The organism is Candidatus Magasanikbacteria bacterium RIFOXYB2_FULL_38_10 (assembly GCA_001783145.1).
Taxonomy (GTDB): Bacteria; Patescibacteriota; Patescibacteriia; order Magasanikbacterales; family UBA10003; genus GWC2-40-17.
This window is the reverse complement of the sequence record MFQT01000004.1, coordinates 49,208-64,464: the sequence shown is the minus strand read 5'-3', so window position 1 is coordinate 64,464 and position 15,257 is coordinate 49,208. Positions and strand designations below refer to the sequence as shown.

Below are 15,257 nucleotides of genomic sequence, written 5' to 3'. Positions count from 1 at the left end.
TTGAAAAGAAAAGCCGCTGGGCGGACCATACGGCTGTAGTTTCGTGAAAATACCAATCAACACAGGGATACACCACACTTGCTACATTTACTGTTCCTGAAATCATAATAAGTCATCGTTCCCTGTGATGTTCCACAATTCCAACAAGAACGTGGCTTAAGATCAGGATTTTCAGCGTAGCACGGATTCCAGTCTCCGCCACAACTCGGGCACTTGCTATTACGTGCCTCATAAACCGACATTCCTCCACGTTCTTTTCCACAATTATAGCATTTGTAATGCATGACTCCATTCCCTCCTTTGAAAATCTGGGAAACCACGAAACAGATAATATTAGCATATTTAGAATAGTAAGTCAATAGCAATTATTACGATAGCGTTTCCTTTTGCGTCTGCTGAGAATATCGGTTTTCCTCTTAACCATGTATGTTTTTAGTGATTTATCCTACAATAATGAAATTAAATTTTTTAAAAATTAAAAGGGAAAATGGGAGTTCGCTAGCGCTCAGAATATTTTAAAAATTAAGGAAAAAATAAATTATGAATTGGTTTTTGATTGCACTTATCCCTCCAGCAATCTGGAGTGCAACAAATCATTTTGATAAATATCTAATAAGTAAATACTTCAAAGGTGGCGGAGTAGGTGCCTTAATGATGTTTTCTTCTATTATAGGCGTGTTTATTTTGAGCATCATCGCGATTGTGCACCCCGAAGTTTTAAGCTTCCCATTCAGCAAAGGTATCTTTATTGCGTCGAACGGGTTTATGTACCTTTTGGCTACACTACCGTATCTTTATGCTTTAAAAAAAGATGAAACTTCAATCGCTGTCCCGATGTTTCAGTTGATTCCCGTATTCACATATTTTTTAGCATGGTTAATTTTAGGTGAAACTCTGAATGGTAATCAGTTATTTGGTGGAATTTTAATTATTTTAGGAGCGATTATAATTTCGCTAGAATTATCCGAAGCTAAAAAAATTGTCATCAAAAAAGAAGTCCTCTTGCTAATGACTATTTCGTCACTTTTTTTCTCGCTAAATTTTTTGTTTTTTAAATACTTTGCGGTAACCGCTTCTTTCTGGGTTACAAGTTTTTGGGAATATGTTGGATTCGCGATATTTTCTTTTTTCCTTTTTGTTTTTATCAAAAAATATAGAGATGAGTTCATTTCCGTGATTAAAGCTAATAAATTGACTGTCTTAACTCTAAATGGAATTAATGAAGTTTTAAATATGATTGCCAAACTATCATTCAATTTTGCTTCACTTTTAACACCAATCACTTTAACTTGGATTGTTGACGGCTTTCAACCGCTTTTTGTTTTTATTTATGGGGTAATTCTGACTTTGTTTTTCCCGCATATCAGTAAAGAAAATATTACAAAGAAACATCTTGCCCATAAAATTCTGGCTATTTCAATTATGCTTATTGGAACGTTTTTGATAAATAAAAAATAAAGGAGTTTTTAAAAAAATTCACCTCTAGCCTCTAACATGGTAAAATTAAGACAAGTATCAATTTTAAAGTTACAGAATTCAGTAACTTTAAAAAAAGCGGTGCAATTGAAAAGAATAAAATAAGTATATGCCAAAAAATAAAACAATAAATGTAAAAGGAACCAAGATTACTATCATCAAGCAGGGTAATTCCGACTATGATTATATTTCTTTGACCGACATGCTCAAGGCAAAAGATGGTGATTTTTTTATTTCTGACTGGTTAAGAAATAGGAATACGGTTGAATTTTTGGGTATATGGGAAAGAATTTATAATCCAGATTTTAATTATGGCGAATTCGCCATAATTAAAAGTAAAGCGGGTTTAAATAACTACAAAATAAGTGCAAGAGAATGGGTAGAAAAAACCCATGCTATCGGGCTAAAAGCAACCAGTGTACGTTAGGCGAAATAAAAAATGAATCACTTGACCCAAATTCCTTAATATGGTTTACCATAAATTTCTCTCTAAACCATTTTAAAAAGATTATCCACAAGTTTGTATCTATCTCACAATTTAATTCCCATAACCGTAAATATTGCCCGATTTTAGCCTTTATTCACGGTTATCTTGACAAAAGAGTGAAAATAGTGTATAATAGGGTTATATTACTCATTATTCATATAATATGCCAAAAACACTACATGTTTTAAACATAATTTCTCTCTTAAGAGAGCGTTTCTATACCGCGTCTATTGGAAAACAGAATCTTTTAAGATTACTTAGTGAAGCAGAAGTAGCAGAACAGGTATACAACTCCAACGCTATTGAAAATAGCACTCTTACTTTTGAGGAAACCGAAAAAATACTTTTGCAAATAAACTTGGACAGATATATCACTGAAAGGGAAATTTTTGAAGCAAAAAATCTGGCGCGGGTAGTAACATATATTGATAAAAGAGCCAAAGAGCAAGAACTTAGTCTTGAGATAATATTATCACTTCACAAAATGTTAATTGCCAATATTCGCAATGACATTGCCGGTCGGTTTAGAAAGGACAATGAATTTGTGCGCGTGGGCAGCCATATTGCACCTAATCCTAAAGAAGTGGTGGACCGTTTGGAAAAAATGTTGTCCGAGTATAACGCCACCAGTCATGAAAATATCATCAAACGGATAGCGAAGTTACATCTTACTTTTGAATACACTCACCCATTTTGTGACGGCAATGGTCGTATTGGGCGCGTTATAAACAATTATTTGTTAATCCGAGAAGGATTTGTACCAATAAATATAAAATTTATTGACCGAAAAAAATACTATGAGGCGTTTAGAGAATTTGACGCTAATGATGTAACTGCCATTATGGAAGAAATTGTTGGCAAAGCACTTACTAATAGCTACTATAAACGGCTTGCTTATCTTGAAGGTGCACAAATAACGACGCTTGCGGAATACGGAAAAATAAATAAAATATCACACTCTAATTTAATTAATAAAGCAACTCGCCAGACAATAGAGGCATTTCTGGAAAAAGGTGTGTGGAAGATCGGCGTCGCACAAAAAAAATAGTAAAAAAACATCTTGGCTTCGGGTCATTCGCCCCTTTAAATTCCCCTCTGTCCCCTTTCGCCTAAAACTACAAAAAACAAAATTGTTTTTTCACTTTTTGTTTTTTGTGACTGGTGATTGACGAGGGGGGACGAATCGAGCGAGCGGATTGAATTTTACAAGTATCGCGAAAGATATTTTTACTTTTTCTTTCAAGACAAATTTATTTTTAATTTAATTAACAATAAAACCATGGACAAAAAAATTATACTATTGATAACAGTAATCATTGTCATTATTGGGGGAGCAATTTTAATGAAAAATTATTTGAAGCCTTATTCCTTAACTGGCGGCAAAAATGCGCCCATAAACACTTCGCAGATAGCTAATGAAATAAATATTAAAAATTTTACTTTTTCACCCGCAACACTAAATGCATCAATCGGAACAAAAGTTACCTGGAAACAAAATGATCAGGCCAATCATAAAATAGTTTCCAGAGAAGGAATATTTTCTAGTAACGATTTAAAAACTGGCGATGAATTCAGCTTTGTTTTCACAAAAACTGGAGAATACAATTACTACTGCGAAATTCACCCATCAATGAACGGAAGAATTATTATTAAATAATATTTATGGATTTAATTTTCAAAAAATCACTCGTTGTCGCCTCCACAACCATAATGATAGATTTTTTGTTCCACTACTTTTTGACTCATCCAATGGAATCGTTAACTTATTTTGTCATCAAATTTTTGCTGGCATTTTTCGTGGCATCAGCAATATTAGGTTCTAATATTTATAAAAATAAAATTGACCGGCGCTGGCTAATTATCTTTATAACCGGTTTATTTTTCAGCGCGCTAATGAGTATTTATTATAGATCTTGGGAATTAGGGGAAGCAGGAGTGCCTTTTGGTTCAAGAGCGCCAAATATTATTGGTATAGCACGAACTAATTTAATTTTATTCAGTGGTACTTGGTGGTTGGGACACACTCTTTTTTTTATCATTGGAGTTTGGTTATCTAATCTAATATCAAATAAAAAATAAATTTCCCCCGATATACTCAAACCATTAATTATTGAAAGGATTAAAATAAAAAGGCATAAATATCAAAAGTGTAATTAAATAATTGGCAATGATGGTGCAACAGATTTATAAAAAACCCCAAATGGAGAATCCATAGGGGGTAATGTTTTATTTGTTACTCTTGTAAACTAAGCAAAGTATTAAAGTAATTAGCGAAATTAGGGCGCTACCGCCCATTCCCAGAAACATGGCAGTGGAATGCAAGTTTAAAACACCGTGCAAACTGGTAGCTGTTTGAAAGATAAAGAAAAAGAACCAAGTCCAAGCAGACACATTTTCAGCGCTTTTTAAACGCCAAATTTTAATGGGCTGTGGCAAAATCACCAGAATATTCAGACACATGCCAAGGTCAAAGAGCGTTTTCAGAAACTCCTTAAATATTTCCACTTAGAGCCTCCATTGATTTAATAAAAATTCCTGATTATATATCATGGCATGTTTTTATCTTTACGTCAACTTTACGTCAATTTTGTAGATTAAAAAAGAGGGGTTGGTTTACTCACCCCTCTATGAAGTTCCATTAATTGTTAATTGGCATTAAGCCGGCCTGGCTACTGCCTCTACCGGCACCCACCTGCCGCTCGCTAGGGCTTCAGTAGCGTGCTGTTCGGCCACGGCCAAGGCCTCTTCAAAGTTCAAAAATGGCTTTTCACGCGGATTGACTCTACAGCCAGAGTCAGGAATGGTCTTGCTGGGATCAAGGTAGTTGTAAACGTGGAAAACGAGGTAACGCGGATCATCTCCGTCCGATTCGTATTCCTTTCTACCGGCTTTGACCCAAACTTCCTTGAGAATACTGACGCTGGAGGCATGACTACCATCCGGTGCCCAAAGAAAAGCCACGGTCAGTTTGTCCTCACGAAGTTCGGTCGCGAAGACACCCCCTTGTTCCTTGGGAGCAGGACCAATCCTTTTAGGATCAGCTAGTTTCATTCCCGCAGGCAATTCCTCAATGATTACCACTGCAAAATCGCCGTAATTGGTACCGGGAGTATTAATCCATCGGCGCCAAAAATTTTCCGTAGCGCCATATGAAGTACCCTTAATAACCAGCCAAACTGAACCAAGAGGATCGAGGAAACGTTCCATTTCATATACACCCGGGGGTATAAGAACATGCCTAAGATTTGTTCCATCAAGAGCCTTCCATCTTCGTCTAAGGAACATGAACATAGGAACCTCCTTATGGTTTCTCAAGTTCCACCGGCCTTTTTAGCCAGACGGTGATTGTAGCACGAACGCCTAATAAAGTCAACAGGCCTGTGGATTTCCAATAAACTTAATTTTTGCCTTATTTTGATAATTTTTGTATAATAAGATAATCAAAATTAATATGCGCTTTGTATTACATGCTAAAATTCATAAGGCAACCGTAACCGAAGCAAATTTAGATTACATCGGCAGTATTACCATTGATGAAAATTTGATAAAAAAAGTTGATTTTTGGGAAGGAGAAAAGGTACTGGTGGTCAGCAATACCTCCGGCGCGAGGCTGGAAACTTACGTAATTTCCGGTCCTAAAAATTCCGGGATCATTTGTATGAACGGCGCCGCGGCGCATTTAATAAAATCCGGCGAGGAGATTATTATTATGGGTTTTGAGCTAACTAAAAAGCCAATCAAATCAAAAAATATTTTGGTCGATAAGGAAAATAAATTTGTAAAATTTTTGTAATAAAAAAGCCTCGGCTGTTAGACCAAGGCAGAATACTTACTAATAAATATCCAAACAATGTTTACGATACTCTCGGCTACGCACCAGAGGCATTATATTTTTATAAGAACCGAGGAAAAAGATCAAAAAAGCTAGTAATATCACAGTTGTGAGACAAAGAGAAGACCAAAAATATTGGTAGAAAAACACCCCCCAACTAATAGTGAAAGAATCTTCCGTTAATACCTTGATGATGTTATGAAAAATTGTGAAGACGGCGCCCGACGTTGCCATGATTAGCAGGAAAAAAAACAAAAAACTGAAAATTAATCCCCACAATTTTTCCCGGCAAGAACAGAGGAAAATCAGTAACCATTCTCTCATTAAGTCACTCATGGTCCATTCCCCTATTAGTGGCATTACCCGGACTTGTGTTATACATTATAAATCAAAGAGAAAAAATGTCAATACTAAAAACCGAGCGCAAGTGCGCTCGGTTTTAACTCAATCTTTTAACAATTTTTCTAAACTCTTCACCCCTGGCAAACTCATTTTGCCGCGGTAGCCAGGTTAAACCAGGCGATAAAATTATATAATCACCTTTTTGCGCCAACTTTCGCGCCGTGCGAACCGCCTCTTTTAAATCTTTGACCTCTTTAACAGGAATTTGTGCTCCTTGTGCGCCTCTTAAAATTTCGCCGCTAACATTACCCGGCATCAATACCACCGCTTTGGCCTTTTCCCCTATCTCTTCAATCATCTCTTCCAAAGAAAAGCCTTTGCTATTTCCACCAGTAATCAAAACCACGCGCCGCAGAGCAAAAGAGCGAAGCGCAGCAATAGTGGCTTGCGGCGAGGTAGCTGTGCAATCATTAATAAAAGTGATACCGCCGATTTTCTTTATAACCTCCAACCGATTGGGTACTCCTTTAAATTTTTTAATTGCTAATTTGATGGCTGGCCAGCCAACACCAAAAAAACGGGCGGCGCAAATGGCGGCCAAGGTGTTAGCCAAATTATGCTCGCCGAGTAATTTAGTTTCCGCTGTCCGACAAATTTTTGTTTCCTTGCCACCCTCCACAAAAACAAACCAGTTGTTTTTAATATACGCGCCGTCACGCGGTTTTTGTTGCAAAGAAAAAAACAAAACGTGCCGCCCTTTTACAGCTTTTTTTAACCCTTCACCAATTTTTTTAGTTATCTCATTATCTAAATTCAACACAGCCACGTCCCCTGCTTTTTGATACTGAAAAATTTTTTCTTTATCAGCAATATATTCCGCGATAGAAGGATATTTATTTAAATGGTCTGGGTAAAGATTTGTCCAAACAGCCACATGCGGACTCATTTTTATAGTATCTAAATCTGATAATTGAAAATTGGACAATTCCAAAACTGCCGGACCATTTTTAATTTCGTCTAAAAACCTTAGAGGTGACTCACCAATATTACCTCCAAACCGCGCGCTCTTAAATTGACGACGCGCCATTTCATAAATCAAGGCCGTGGTGGTACTTTTGCCGCGCGTACCTGTGACGCCAATCACACGCCCCACCCCATATTCGCGAAAAAATAAAGTAATGTCATTATCAATAGGTGTCTTACGCACGCGCGCCACACTCAAAAAAGCTGAAGATGGTGGCACATCTGGATTTTTTACTACCCAATGTGTATTTTCAAAATCACTCGTCCGATGTTCACCCAAAACATATTTAATGTTTTTAAATTTTTTGAGCGGCCGCAAATTGTGCGTCAAATCTTTAGTGCTTTTTAAATCGGTAATAGTCAAATCCGCACCGCGGCTCGCCAAAAACTCGGCACAGGACACGCCACTGCCTTTGGCAAACCCACCCAGTCCCATCAATAATATTTTTTTGTCTTTGTAATCCACAAATTTATTCTAAGGCTTCTACATTGGTATTACTTTTGGCACTCCAATCAATTTCTTCAAAACGATGTAATAATCCAGCCAAATATTTTTTTAGCCCATCATACCTCTCTTGATTTTTACCTTCAAATTTAATAGTCAGATATGGTCCATTCTGCGAATATCTGATAATGAACATACCATCAGCCAAATCCAAACGCACACCGTCCCCCGCTCTTTCATCATCAATCACCTCGGCCTCGGGAAAATCTTGTTTTAAAATTGGCGCAATCTTGGCCATCAAAGCGACTTTTTTATCATCGGGACAAACTATTTTTATTTCCGGGCTGGAAATAAACAAAGGCAATTCATCTAAAGCCTCACTTAATTTCTTGCCAGAACGTGATAGATAGTCCAACAGGCGCAAAGTGGAATAACAGCCGTCGTCATGGTTGTAAAAGTCGGCAGAAAAAAAGAAATGGCCGGAAAGTTCACCAATGAAAGCCGCTCCAACTTCCTGATTTTTCTTTTTCAAAAAGGAATGGCCGGTGCGCCACATAAAAGGACGCCCGCCTTTGGCCATAATTGTTTCTTCCACCATTTTAGAACACAAAGTATTGTACATAATGGTAGCCCCGGCATGATGATCCAAGACATCAGCGGCAAATAGTGCCACCAAAACGTCATTCCAAATAATTCTGCCTTTTTCATCGGTAATACCAATACGATCACCATCAGCATCATAACTAAAGCCAATATCTGCTCCGCTTTCCAGCACTTCCTGCGCCAAACGGCTAGCTACTATTTTTTCTGTGGGATCTGGCGTACCTAAGGGAAAGGCTGGATCAATATTACAATTTTTTTCTATCACCTCGCAACCAGCCTCACGCAATAAATCGGGCACGAGCGCAGCTGGAGTGGCATTGCTAGGGTCAACCACTACTTTAAATTTTTTGATCTTAAATTTTTGGAGCAAGGCGGAAAAATAATCAGCGCGAATGTCTCTTTTTTCCTCTGTTCCTTGTCTTTCGGAAACAAAATAATCTTCATTTTCTACAATCTTTCTTAATTCTTGAATCCCCTCGCTAACCAAGGTTTCAGAAAAATCAATGGCAAATTTAAAACCGTTGTATTCCGCCGGATTATGCGAAGCGGTCACAAAAATTCCACCCTGGCAATTTAAAAAATATTGCGACCAATAAAAAGTACCCACCATGGTCATACCAATATTGATAACATCCACGCCCGTGGCGTTTAATCCGCGAGCAATGGCCTGGCTGTATTCCGGACTGGTTTTACGGCAATCATAGCCCACCACCGCCTTAACTATACCCTTTCTTCTTAAGACTGTACCATGAGCCTTGCCTAAATGTTCCACAATTTCTAAATTTAAATCTTTATCCACCAAACCTCTTAAATCATAACCGCGAAACATATAGGGATTAACTTGCATATGGTTTAAAATTACTTATGTTTAATTTTACTTTCTAACATTTAATTTAACAAAATTAGACTAAAAAAGCAAGAAGATTTTTTACTTTTTCCTTAAAATTTAGTATAATAACTTAACATTTAATATGTCTAAACCACTCTTAAATAAATTCACGGGTCACTTAAAACAAAGCCTAAAAACCGCTTTTAAATTGGCAACGGATTTAAAGCAAACAGAAGTTACTCCTTTATGCCTTTTATATGGCTTGGTTTTAGAAAAAGGTTCTATTGCCGGAGAAATTTTAAGAAAAGAAAAAATTGATAAAAATAAAATAATTTCTTTTCTTTTAGACTATCCGGAACCGGTGGTGCAATCCTTGCCCACAATGAGCTCGGCCGGAGAAAAAATTTTAGAAAAAGCCGCCCTCTGTTCTTTTAAAAACCGTCATCGTTATATTGGCACAGAGCATTTATTGTGGGCTCTACTAGAAAATCCCGGAGAAAAAATTTTGGAATTTTTAGAAAATTTTCAAATCAATATAATAAACATTGACGAAGAGCTAACTAACATCATAGCCAGTACTAATCGTTTTCCGGAAATATCTTCTTTGTTAAATAACATGCAACCCGCAGAAATGCCTTTTGGTTCATCTTTGTCTCCCCTGGCTCAAACCCCTGGCAAAAATAAAAAAAATTCTGTTTTAGGCCACTTTACTGCCGATCTAACTTCGGCACAAGCAGCTAAAAACATGGATCCTATCATCGGGCGAGAAAAAGAAATTACTCGTTTGATTCAAATTCTTTGTCGTCGTCAAAAAAACAATCCCGTACTTTTAGGCGATCCCGGCGTAGGCAAAACAGCCATTGTAGAAGGATTGGCCGCGCGTATTGTCTTAGGTGACGTACCTGATGAATTGCAAAATAAAAAAGTTTTAAGATTGGATTTAGGCTTGCTTATTGCCGGAACAATTTATCGCGGAGAATTTGAAAATCGCCTCAAACAATTAATGGAGGAAATTAAAAACGATCCTAATCTCATAATTTTTATTGATGAAATGCACACCATTGTCGGCGCAGGGTCTGCTTCTGGAACGTTAGATGCCGCCAACATCTTAAAACCGGCGCTGGCGCGCGGAGAAATGCGCTGCATTGGCGCCACGACTTTTGAAGAATACAAAAAACACATTGAATCAGATCCGGCTTTAGAGCGTCGTTTTCAGCCAATTGTGGTAGCTGAGCCAAATTTGGAAGAAACACGGGAAATTTTAAAGGGCGTATCTAAAAACTATGAAACATTTCACGGAATAAAAATAACCGCCGAAGCCATTAATGAAGCCGTCAGCCTGGCCGACCGCTATTATCCGGAAAAATTTTTCCCGGATAAAGCTCTAGATTTAATAGACGAGGCCTCGGCCGCCAAAAAGCTTTCTTATGCCGGACAAAGCTACATAAAAAAAATAAAAATACTAAAAAAAGAATTGCAAGAGGTACAGCAACAAAAAGAACAGGCCATTTTAAATGAAGCTTTTGCCAAAGCCGGACAAAACAAAAAAGCTGAAGACAAAATTTTAAAACAAATAGAACAGTTGGAAAAACAAAATAAAGCCAAAACCATCCGGCCCAAAGGTGAACTTTTGGCCGTGGATATAAAAAAAATAATTTCTCAAACCTTAAACATACCCTTTGAAGAATTAGAGACGGAAGAAACCGATTTCTTTAAAAAACTGGAAGAAAAAATAAAACAAAAAATAATAGGACAAGATGAGGCTGTGCAAAAAATCTCTCAAACTCTACGCCGCCACCGTTTAGGGCTTGGCAATCCCAATCGCCCTATCGCCTCTTTTATTTTTGTGGGACCCTCGGGAGTCGGCAAAACCGAACTGGCCAAAGTCTTGGCGGCGGAATATTTCCCCGAACAATCGGGTCGTTCCAATTTTATTAGGCTGGATATGTCCGAATTTGGTGAAAGTTTCCATTCTTCCAAATTGGTTGGCGCGCCAGCCGGATACATAGGCTACAAGGATAGTAACAGTTTAGCCGATAAAATTAAAAACCACCCTTATTCGGTAGTTCTTTTAGATGAAATAGACAAGGCTCATTCGGATATCTTTAATCTTTTCCTGCAAATTTTAGATGAAGGACACTTAACCGATGCCGGGGGTAAAAAAATAAATTTCAAAAATACCATCGTCGTAATGACAGCCAATCTTAATGAGGAAATTTTTAAAAACCAAACCTTGGGCTTTGGTGATAATTCCATCAATCCTGCTTCAAAAACCATCAATATTAACGTTAAAGAAGAATTGAAGCGCCGTTTCCGCACGGATTTTCTCAATCGCCTTGACCAAATCATTATATTTAATTCTTTAAATGAAGAAAATTTAGAAAAAATAATCAAATTGCAAATTGATTCTTTAAATAAAAAGCTGTCGCAAAAAAATATAGAGATACAGGTGACAAACGCCGCCGTAAATTTCTTAACCAATCTTTCGCAAAAAAATGAACAAGGGGCACGTGGTGTAAACAAAATCATCTCTGAAAATTTAGAAGAAAAATTGGGAACCTGGTTAATGGAAAATAAAAATAAATCGACGAAAAAGATAATTTTTAATTTGGAGGATGGTGAAATTAAAATTATAATATGATAGAAAAAACAGTAAACAAAGTCTATCAGGTGGTGACGGTAATTTTAATTATTTCAGCTTGGGGGCTTTGTCTTTTCCCACCCATTTTTGGAGGCATGGTTGGTTTTGCCATTCTTTTATGTTTGACAATTAAAATGTTTATTGGAAAATTTATTTCTAAAGTTAAAGGTACTGCCGGCTCAATGCTACCAGGACAATCATCGGATGAAGAACCCAAACCAACCGGAGGAGCGGCCGGCTTAGCCTCTAAAGCCAATATCTGGGCTTTAATTATAGATTATTTAACTATGCCCATGAACGATTTGGAAAAAGGGGCACTAATGTTTGGTTGGATCATTTTTCCTTTTTTATTTTTCTTAGTACCGGTAATGATTTTAATGTTAATGAAGGATACTTGTTCCTATTTTGATGTAAATCTTTGCGCCATAATTTGGGGCTAAACCGGGGCATCAACCCAATAATGATGAACTACTAATAAATTATTTAAAAAAATATGGACAAAAAACGACTGCTTTATATAATCCTTTTTATTGTGGCAGTGGGATTGATCGGTTTTGCTTTTTATTATGTTTTTATCCGCAAACCAGCTCCGCCGCCAATTACTAACGCGCCCTTGGCAAATATTCCAATCAATGGTTTGCCATCAGCTATCACTGGTTTGCCTCCGGGTACCATTACCAACGTACCCTCAACAATTTCTCCTCTGCCCACCGCTTCTCCGGTAGCTCAAGGCGGTTTAACCCAAGCACCTTTAGTCACAGTCAGCCCTGCTCAAAATCCTTTCCTTTCTTCCGACGGCCAAAAAGTAAACTATTACAACACCGAGGATGGAAAATTCTACCGGGTGGAAACTGATGGAACTCCGCAAATCCTTTCCAATAAAATATTTTTTAATGTGCAAAAAGTCACCTGGTCTCCGCAAGGCAATAAGGGAATTTTAGAATATCCCGATGCGTCCAAAATATTTTATGATTTTACCACCGACAAGCAAGTGACACTGCCTAAGCACTGGGAAGGTTTTTCTTTTTCTAAAAATGGAAACGAAATCGCCGCCAAAAGCATTGGCTTAGACTACAACAACCGCTGGCTGTTAGTTGCCAATCCGGACGGCACCAACGCCCAAACGATTTTTCCCTTGGGCAACAACGCCGATAAAGTGCAAGTAAGCTGGTCTCCGGCAGGTGAAATAATTGGTTTTTCCAACACCGGCGTACCGCAAGATTTTGGTAAAAAACAAATAATCACCTTAACTCGTTCCGGCGACACTTTAAATCCTCTTTTGGTTGAGGGATTGGATTTTCATCCGCTCTGGTCTAAAGAAGGAGACAAACTGGTGTACAGCACCTTTAATCAAAGTTCTGATTTAAAACCTACTCTTTGGGTAACCAATGCCCAAGGAAATGAAACCGGAACCGGCCGCCACAAATTAAACGTGGATACCTGGGCGGAAAAATGCGCCTTTGCCGATAATAACACTCTGTACTGCGCCGTACCCACGGAATTACAATATGGCGCCGGTTTTGAACCCAGCGTGGCGGACAAAACACCCGATCAAATCTATAAAATAGATCTGACAAATAATTTAAAAACCTTAATCGCCACCCCCGATTCCAATTCTTCCGTAAGCAGTTTAATGATAACCGGCGATAAATCGGTCATCTTTTTTACCGATAAAAGCGGACAGCTTCATCAATTAAAATTAAAATAATTTTATGCAGAAAAATACCAAAATAGGTTGGACTCTGATTATTTTAATTGTTGCCACAGCTTCTCTTTTTTATCTTTCTGTTAGATTAAATACTCCGCCGCCGCTGGAGGAAATTTTAACCCGCAATCAAAAAAACACCAATGATGCAACTCCGGCAGCACTTTCCCCTTCTGTCACCATAGCGGACCCTCAACTTGGACCAAGCAATGCCAAGATTACAATTGTAGAATTTGCCGATTTTAATTGCAGCCATTGCGTAGCGGTTAACGACCAGATAAAAGCCATTGCCCAAAAATTTCCCCAAGATGTAAAAATTGTCTGGAAGGATTTCCCTTTTTTACCACCACTGGATATTACCTGGCAAGCGCATATGGCCAGCCGTTGCGCCGGCAAACAAAATAAATTTTGGGAATACCATGATTTAATTTTTGCCAATCAAAATAATTTAAATGCGGCGCAATTTATTTCTTTTGCCCAAAAACTTAATTTAGATATTACATCCTTTGAAACTTGCCTAAGCAACGAGGAAACCAGACCTTTGGTGCAAAAAGCCTACGACGAAGGCAAGGCGCTGGGCATTGAAGGTACGCCCTTCTTTTATGTTAATGGCAAGGTTTTTTCCGGAGAATTAAATGTTGCGGCTATTCAAGAACTTTTATAATTCCAAGGGCTGACCAAATAAAAAATTCATTTTTACCCTTGTAAGACCCGACGAAATTTCAAGATTTTTTAAAATATGACAAACAAAAAAATAATTAAAATATTTTGTGGCGCGGCGGTTTTTTTGTTTTTATTTTTTTTAACTAGCCCTGTTTTGGCCCTATGTGTTAAGGATGAAGAATGTCCCGGCACCTTTTGTTCTCCCGGAAAAAATGTAGGATCCCCCACCACCTGCGCCCCGGCCAAACTAAACGACGGAGAAAACTGCGATAGAGACATCCAGTGCCGAACGGGCGCTTGCCAAACGTTAGCGGGGGGTGAAAAAAAATGCGTTAATCCCCAAACAGGGCCCGGTTCCTTAAAATTTACACCAGTAGCCCCGCGTTTAGAAATAAACATTCCCACCCTGCAACCGTTTACTACCAAGGGAATAGAAATTGACGCGCAAGGAAACGTGGCTTTGCCTTTTATTGGCCAATATTTTTCCGCCATCTACCGCTGGGCGCTCTTGATAGCCGGAATTTTAACTTTGGCTCTGATTATTTTTGGCGGCTTTGTATATATGACTTCTGGCGGCAACAAACAAAGGCTTGACGAGGGGAAAAAAAGAATCACCCAGGCTATTTTGGGTTTAATTCTTCTTTTAAGTTCTTACTCCATTCTTTATATTATCAATCCGGATTTGGTAAATTTTACCAGTTTAAAATTAAAAGTAATACAGCCAATAAGTATAGAACCGGGAAATGAAACTTCGGAACCAGTCACCACAGGACAATCCAAAGGTTCAGAATGCTTTTTAAATGAATTTGGTACTTCTGCCACTGAAGTAAGCAAACAATTAACCCCTGTCCCTTTTTTAGGATCTACTTTTTATGTACATAAAAAAATGGCTTCGGCCTTGCAAGCTGCTGCTCAAGAAATACAGTCAAGTACCTATAAAATTACAGATCCATCCTCTGGATCTTTTAATTGGCGATATAATGTAAACAATCCTAAAATTTTAAGCTTGCATTCTTTTGCTATAGCTATTGATATTAATCCAAAGGATAACCCCAACTACGCCTCTACTGAAAGGCCTTGTCGGCATGATATTCCCGATGACATCATAAATGCTCTAAAAAAACATGGATTCGGCTGGGGAGGTGATTATAAATCAGTTTGTGATGCTATGCATTTTGAATGGCTTGGTCCCTGTGCGCAGTAACTATATT

At 37.9% G+C, this 15,257-nt stretch carries 15 protein-coding genes and 1 pseudogene; 11 read left to right on the top strand and 5 right to left on the bottom strand.

The genetic code is table 11. The annotated features are described in order from the left end of the window. Positions 1–112: 112 nt before the first annotated feature. On the bottom strand, positions 113–340 hold the full coding sequence (locus A2294_02310) for a hypothetical protein (protein OGH86071.1): 228 nt from the start codon (positions 338–340) through the stop codon (positions 113–115). 200 nt (positions 341–540) lie between these two features. Here A2294_02310 and A2294_02305 point away from each other — a divergent pair, with 200 nt between their 5' ends. The 5 genes and pseudogenes from A2294_02305 (at position 541) to A2294_02285 (ending at position 4,042) form a co-directional block, all read left to right on the top strand. Further along, complete coding sequence (locus A2294_02305) at positions 541–1,458, top strand: hypothetical protein (GenBank protein ID OGH86070.1); 918 nt, start codon at positions 541–543, stop codon at positions 1,456–1,458. A 127-nt stretch (positions 1,459–1,585) separates the two neighbouring features. Then, positions 1,586–1,900: pseudogene (locus tag A2294_02300) on the top strand (DNA-binding protein). A 226-nt stretch (positions 1,901–2,126) separates the two neighbouring features. Further along, positions 2,127–3,011, top strand: coding sequence for a cell filamentation protein Fic (locus A2294_02295; GenBank protein OGH86069.1), 885 nt, complete (start codon positions 2,127–2,129; stop codon positions 3,009–3,011). A gap of 306 nt (positions 3,012–3,317) precedes the next feature. Continuing rightward, complete coding sequence (locus tag A2294_02290; protein OGH86075.1) at positions 3,318–3,620, top strand: hypothetical protein; 303 nt, start codon at positions 3,318–3,320, stop codon at positions 3,618–3,620. A gap of 5 nt (positions 3,621–3,625) precedes the next feature. Then, positions 3,626–4,042, top strand: coding sequence for a hypothetical protein (locus A2294_02285; GenBank protein ID OGH86068.1), 417 nt, complete (start codon positions 3,626–3,628; stop codon positions 4,040–4,042). Positions 4,043–4,189: 147 nt separating this feature from the next. Here the strand turns inward: A2294_02285 and A2294_02280 are convergent, their stop codons facing one another. Beyond that, entirely contained in the window at positions 4,190–4,423 is a 234-nt protein-coding gene (locus tag A2294_02280; protein ID OGH86067.1) for a hypothetical protein, read from the bottom strand. A gap of 195 nt (positions 4,424–4,618) precedes the next feature. Beyond that, positions 4,619–5,254, bottom strand: a complete 636-nt coding sequence (locus A2294_02275; protein ID OGH86066.1) for a hypothetical protein — start codon at positions 5,252–5,254, stop codon at positions 4,619–4,621. Between the two features lie 160 nt (positions 5,255–5,414). Between A2294_02275 and A2294_02270 the strand changes: the two genes are divergently transcribed. Continuing rightward, positions 5,415–5,756, top strand: a complete 342-nt coding sequence (locus A2294_02270; GenBank protein ID OGH86065.1) for an aspartate 1-decarboxylase — start codon at positions 5,415–5,417, stop codon at positions 5,754–5,756. A gap of 478 nt (positions 5,757–6,234) precedes the next feature. On the opposite strand, the gene A2294_02265 is transcribed toward A2294_02270, so the two are convergent. Beyond that, the gene (locus A2294_02265; protein OGH86064.1) at positions 6,235–7,596 is read right to left on the bottom strand and encodes a UDP-N-acetylmuramoylalanine--D-glutamate ligase; all 1,362 of its coding nucleotides are present in this window, start codon (positions 7,594–7,596) and stop codon (positions 6,235–6,237) included. A 34-nt stretch (positions 7,597–7,630) separates the two neighbouring features. After that, positions 7,631–9,055 carry a hypothetical protein gene (locus A2294_02260; GenBank protein ID OGH86063.1) on the bottom strand — a complete coding sequence of 475 codons (1,425 nt, stop codon included), beginning with the start codon at positions 9,053–9,055 and terminating at the stop codon, positions 7,631–7,633. Between the two features lie 124 nt (positions 9,056–9,179). Between A2294_02260 and A2294_02255 the strand changes: the two genes are divergently transcribed. The 5 genes from A2294_02255 to A2294_02235 all read left to right on the top strand — a co-directional run bounded on the left by A2294_02255 (position 9,180) and on the right by A2294_02235 (position 15,250). Then, complete coding sequence (locus A2294_02255) at positions 9,180–11,678, top strand: hypothetical protein (GenBank protein ID OGH86062.1); 2,499 nt, start codon at positions 9,180–9,182, stop codon at positions 11,676–11,678. After that, positions 11,675–12,118 (top strand): hypothetical protein, encoded by a 444-nt coding sequence (locus A2294_02250; GenBank protein OGH86061.1) that lies wholly within the window; start codon positions 11,675–11,677, stop codon positions 12,116–12,118. Before A2294_02255 ends, A2294_02250 begins: the two co-directional genes overlap by 4 nt. Before the next feature lie 53 nt (positions 12,119–12,171). Then, positions 12,172–13,386 (top strand): hypothetical protein, encoded by a 1,215-nt coding sequence (locus A2294_02245; protein ID OGH86060.1) that lies wholly within the window; start codon positions 12,172–12,174, stop codon positions 13,384–13,386. Positions 13,387–13,390: 4 nt separating this feature from the next. Next, the gene (locus A2294_02240; protein OGH86059.1) at positions 13,391–14,047 is read left to right on the top strand and encodes a hypothetical protein; all 657 of its coding nucleotides are present in this window, start codon (positions 13,391–13,393) and stop codon (positions 14,045–14,047) included. A 75-nt stretch (positions 14,048–14,122) separates the two neighbouring features. Next, positions 14,123–15,250, top strand: coding sequence for a hypothetical protein (locus A2294_02235; protein OGH86058.1), 1,128 nt, complete (start codon positions 14,123–14,125; stop codon positions 15,248–15,250). Positions 15,251–15,257 lie beyond the last annotated feature (7 nt).

Excerpts from the sequence above, each read along its gene's own strand:
- A2294_02310 (OGH86071.1), bottom strand. The coding sequence starts at position 340 with ATGCTAATATTATCTGTTTCGTGGTTTCCCAGATTTTCAAAGGAGGGA.
- A2294_02305 (OGH86070.1), top strand. The coding sequence starts at position 541 with ATGAATTGGTTTTTGATTGCACTTATCCCTCCAGCAATCTGGAGTGCA.
- A2294_02295 (OGH86069.1), top strand. The coding sequence starts at position 2,127 with ATGCCAAAAACACTACATGTTTTAAACATAATTTCTCTCTTAAGAGAG.
- A2294_02285 (OGH86068.1), top strand. The coding sequence starts at position 3,626 with ATGGATTTAATTTTCAAAAAATCACTCGTTGTCGCCTCCACAACCATA.
- A2294_02280 (OGH86067.1), bottom strand. The coding sequence starts at position 4,423 with ATGTGTCTGAATATTCTGGTGATTTTGCCACAGCCCATTAAAATTTGG.
- A2294_02275 (OGH86066.1), bottom strand. The coding sequence starts at position 5,254 with ATGTTCATGTTCCTTAGACGAAGATGGAAGGCTCTTGATGGAACAAAT.
- A2294_02270 (OGH86065.1), top strand. The coding sequence starts at position 5,415 with ATGCGCTTTGTATTACATGCTAAAATTCATAAGGCAACCGTAACCGAA.
- A2294_02265 (OGH86064.1), bottom strand. The coding sequence starts at position 7,596 with ATGGGACTGGGTGGGTTTGCCAAAGGCAGTGGCGTGTCCTGTGCCGAG.
- A2294_02260 (OGH86063.1), bottom strand. The coding sequence starts at position 9,055 with ATGCAAGTTAATCCCTATATGTTTCGCGGTTATGATTTAAGAGGTTTG.
- A2294_02255 (OGH86062.1), top strand. The coding sequence starts at position 9,180 with ATGTCTAAACCACTCTTAAATAAATTCACGGGTCACTTAAAACAAAGC.
- A2294_02250 (OGH86061.1), top strand. The coding sequence starts at position 11,675 with ATGATAGAAAAAACAGTAAACAAAGTCTATCAGGTGGTGACGGTAATT.
- A2294_02245 (OGH86060.1), top strand. The coding sequence starts at position 12,172 with ATGGACAAAAAACGACTGCTTTATATAATCCTTTTTATTGTGGCAGTG.
- A2294_02240 (OGH86059.1), top strand. The coding sequence starts at position 13,391 with ATGCAGAAAAATACCAAAATAGGTTGGACTCTGATTATTTTAATTGTT.
- A2294_02235 (OGH86058.1), top strand. The coding sequence starts at position 14,123 with ATGACAAACAAAAAAATAATTAAAATATTTTGTGGCGCGGCGGTTTTT.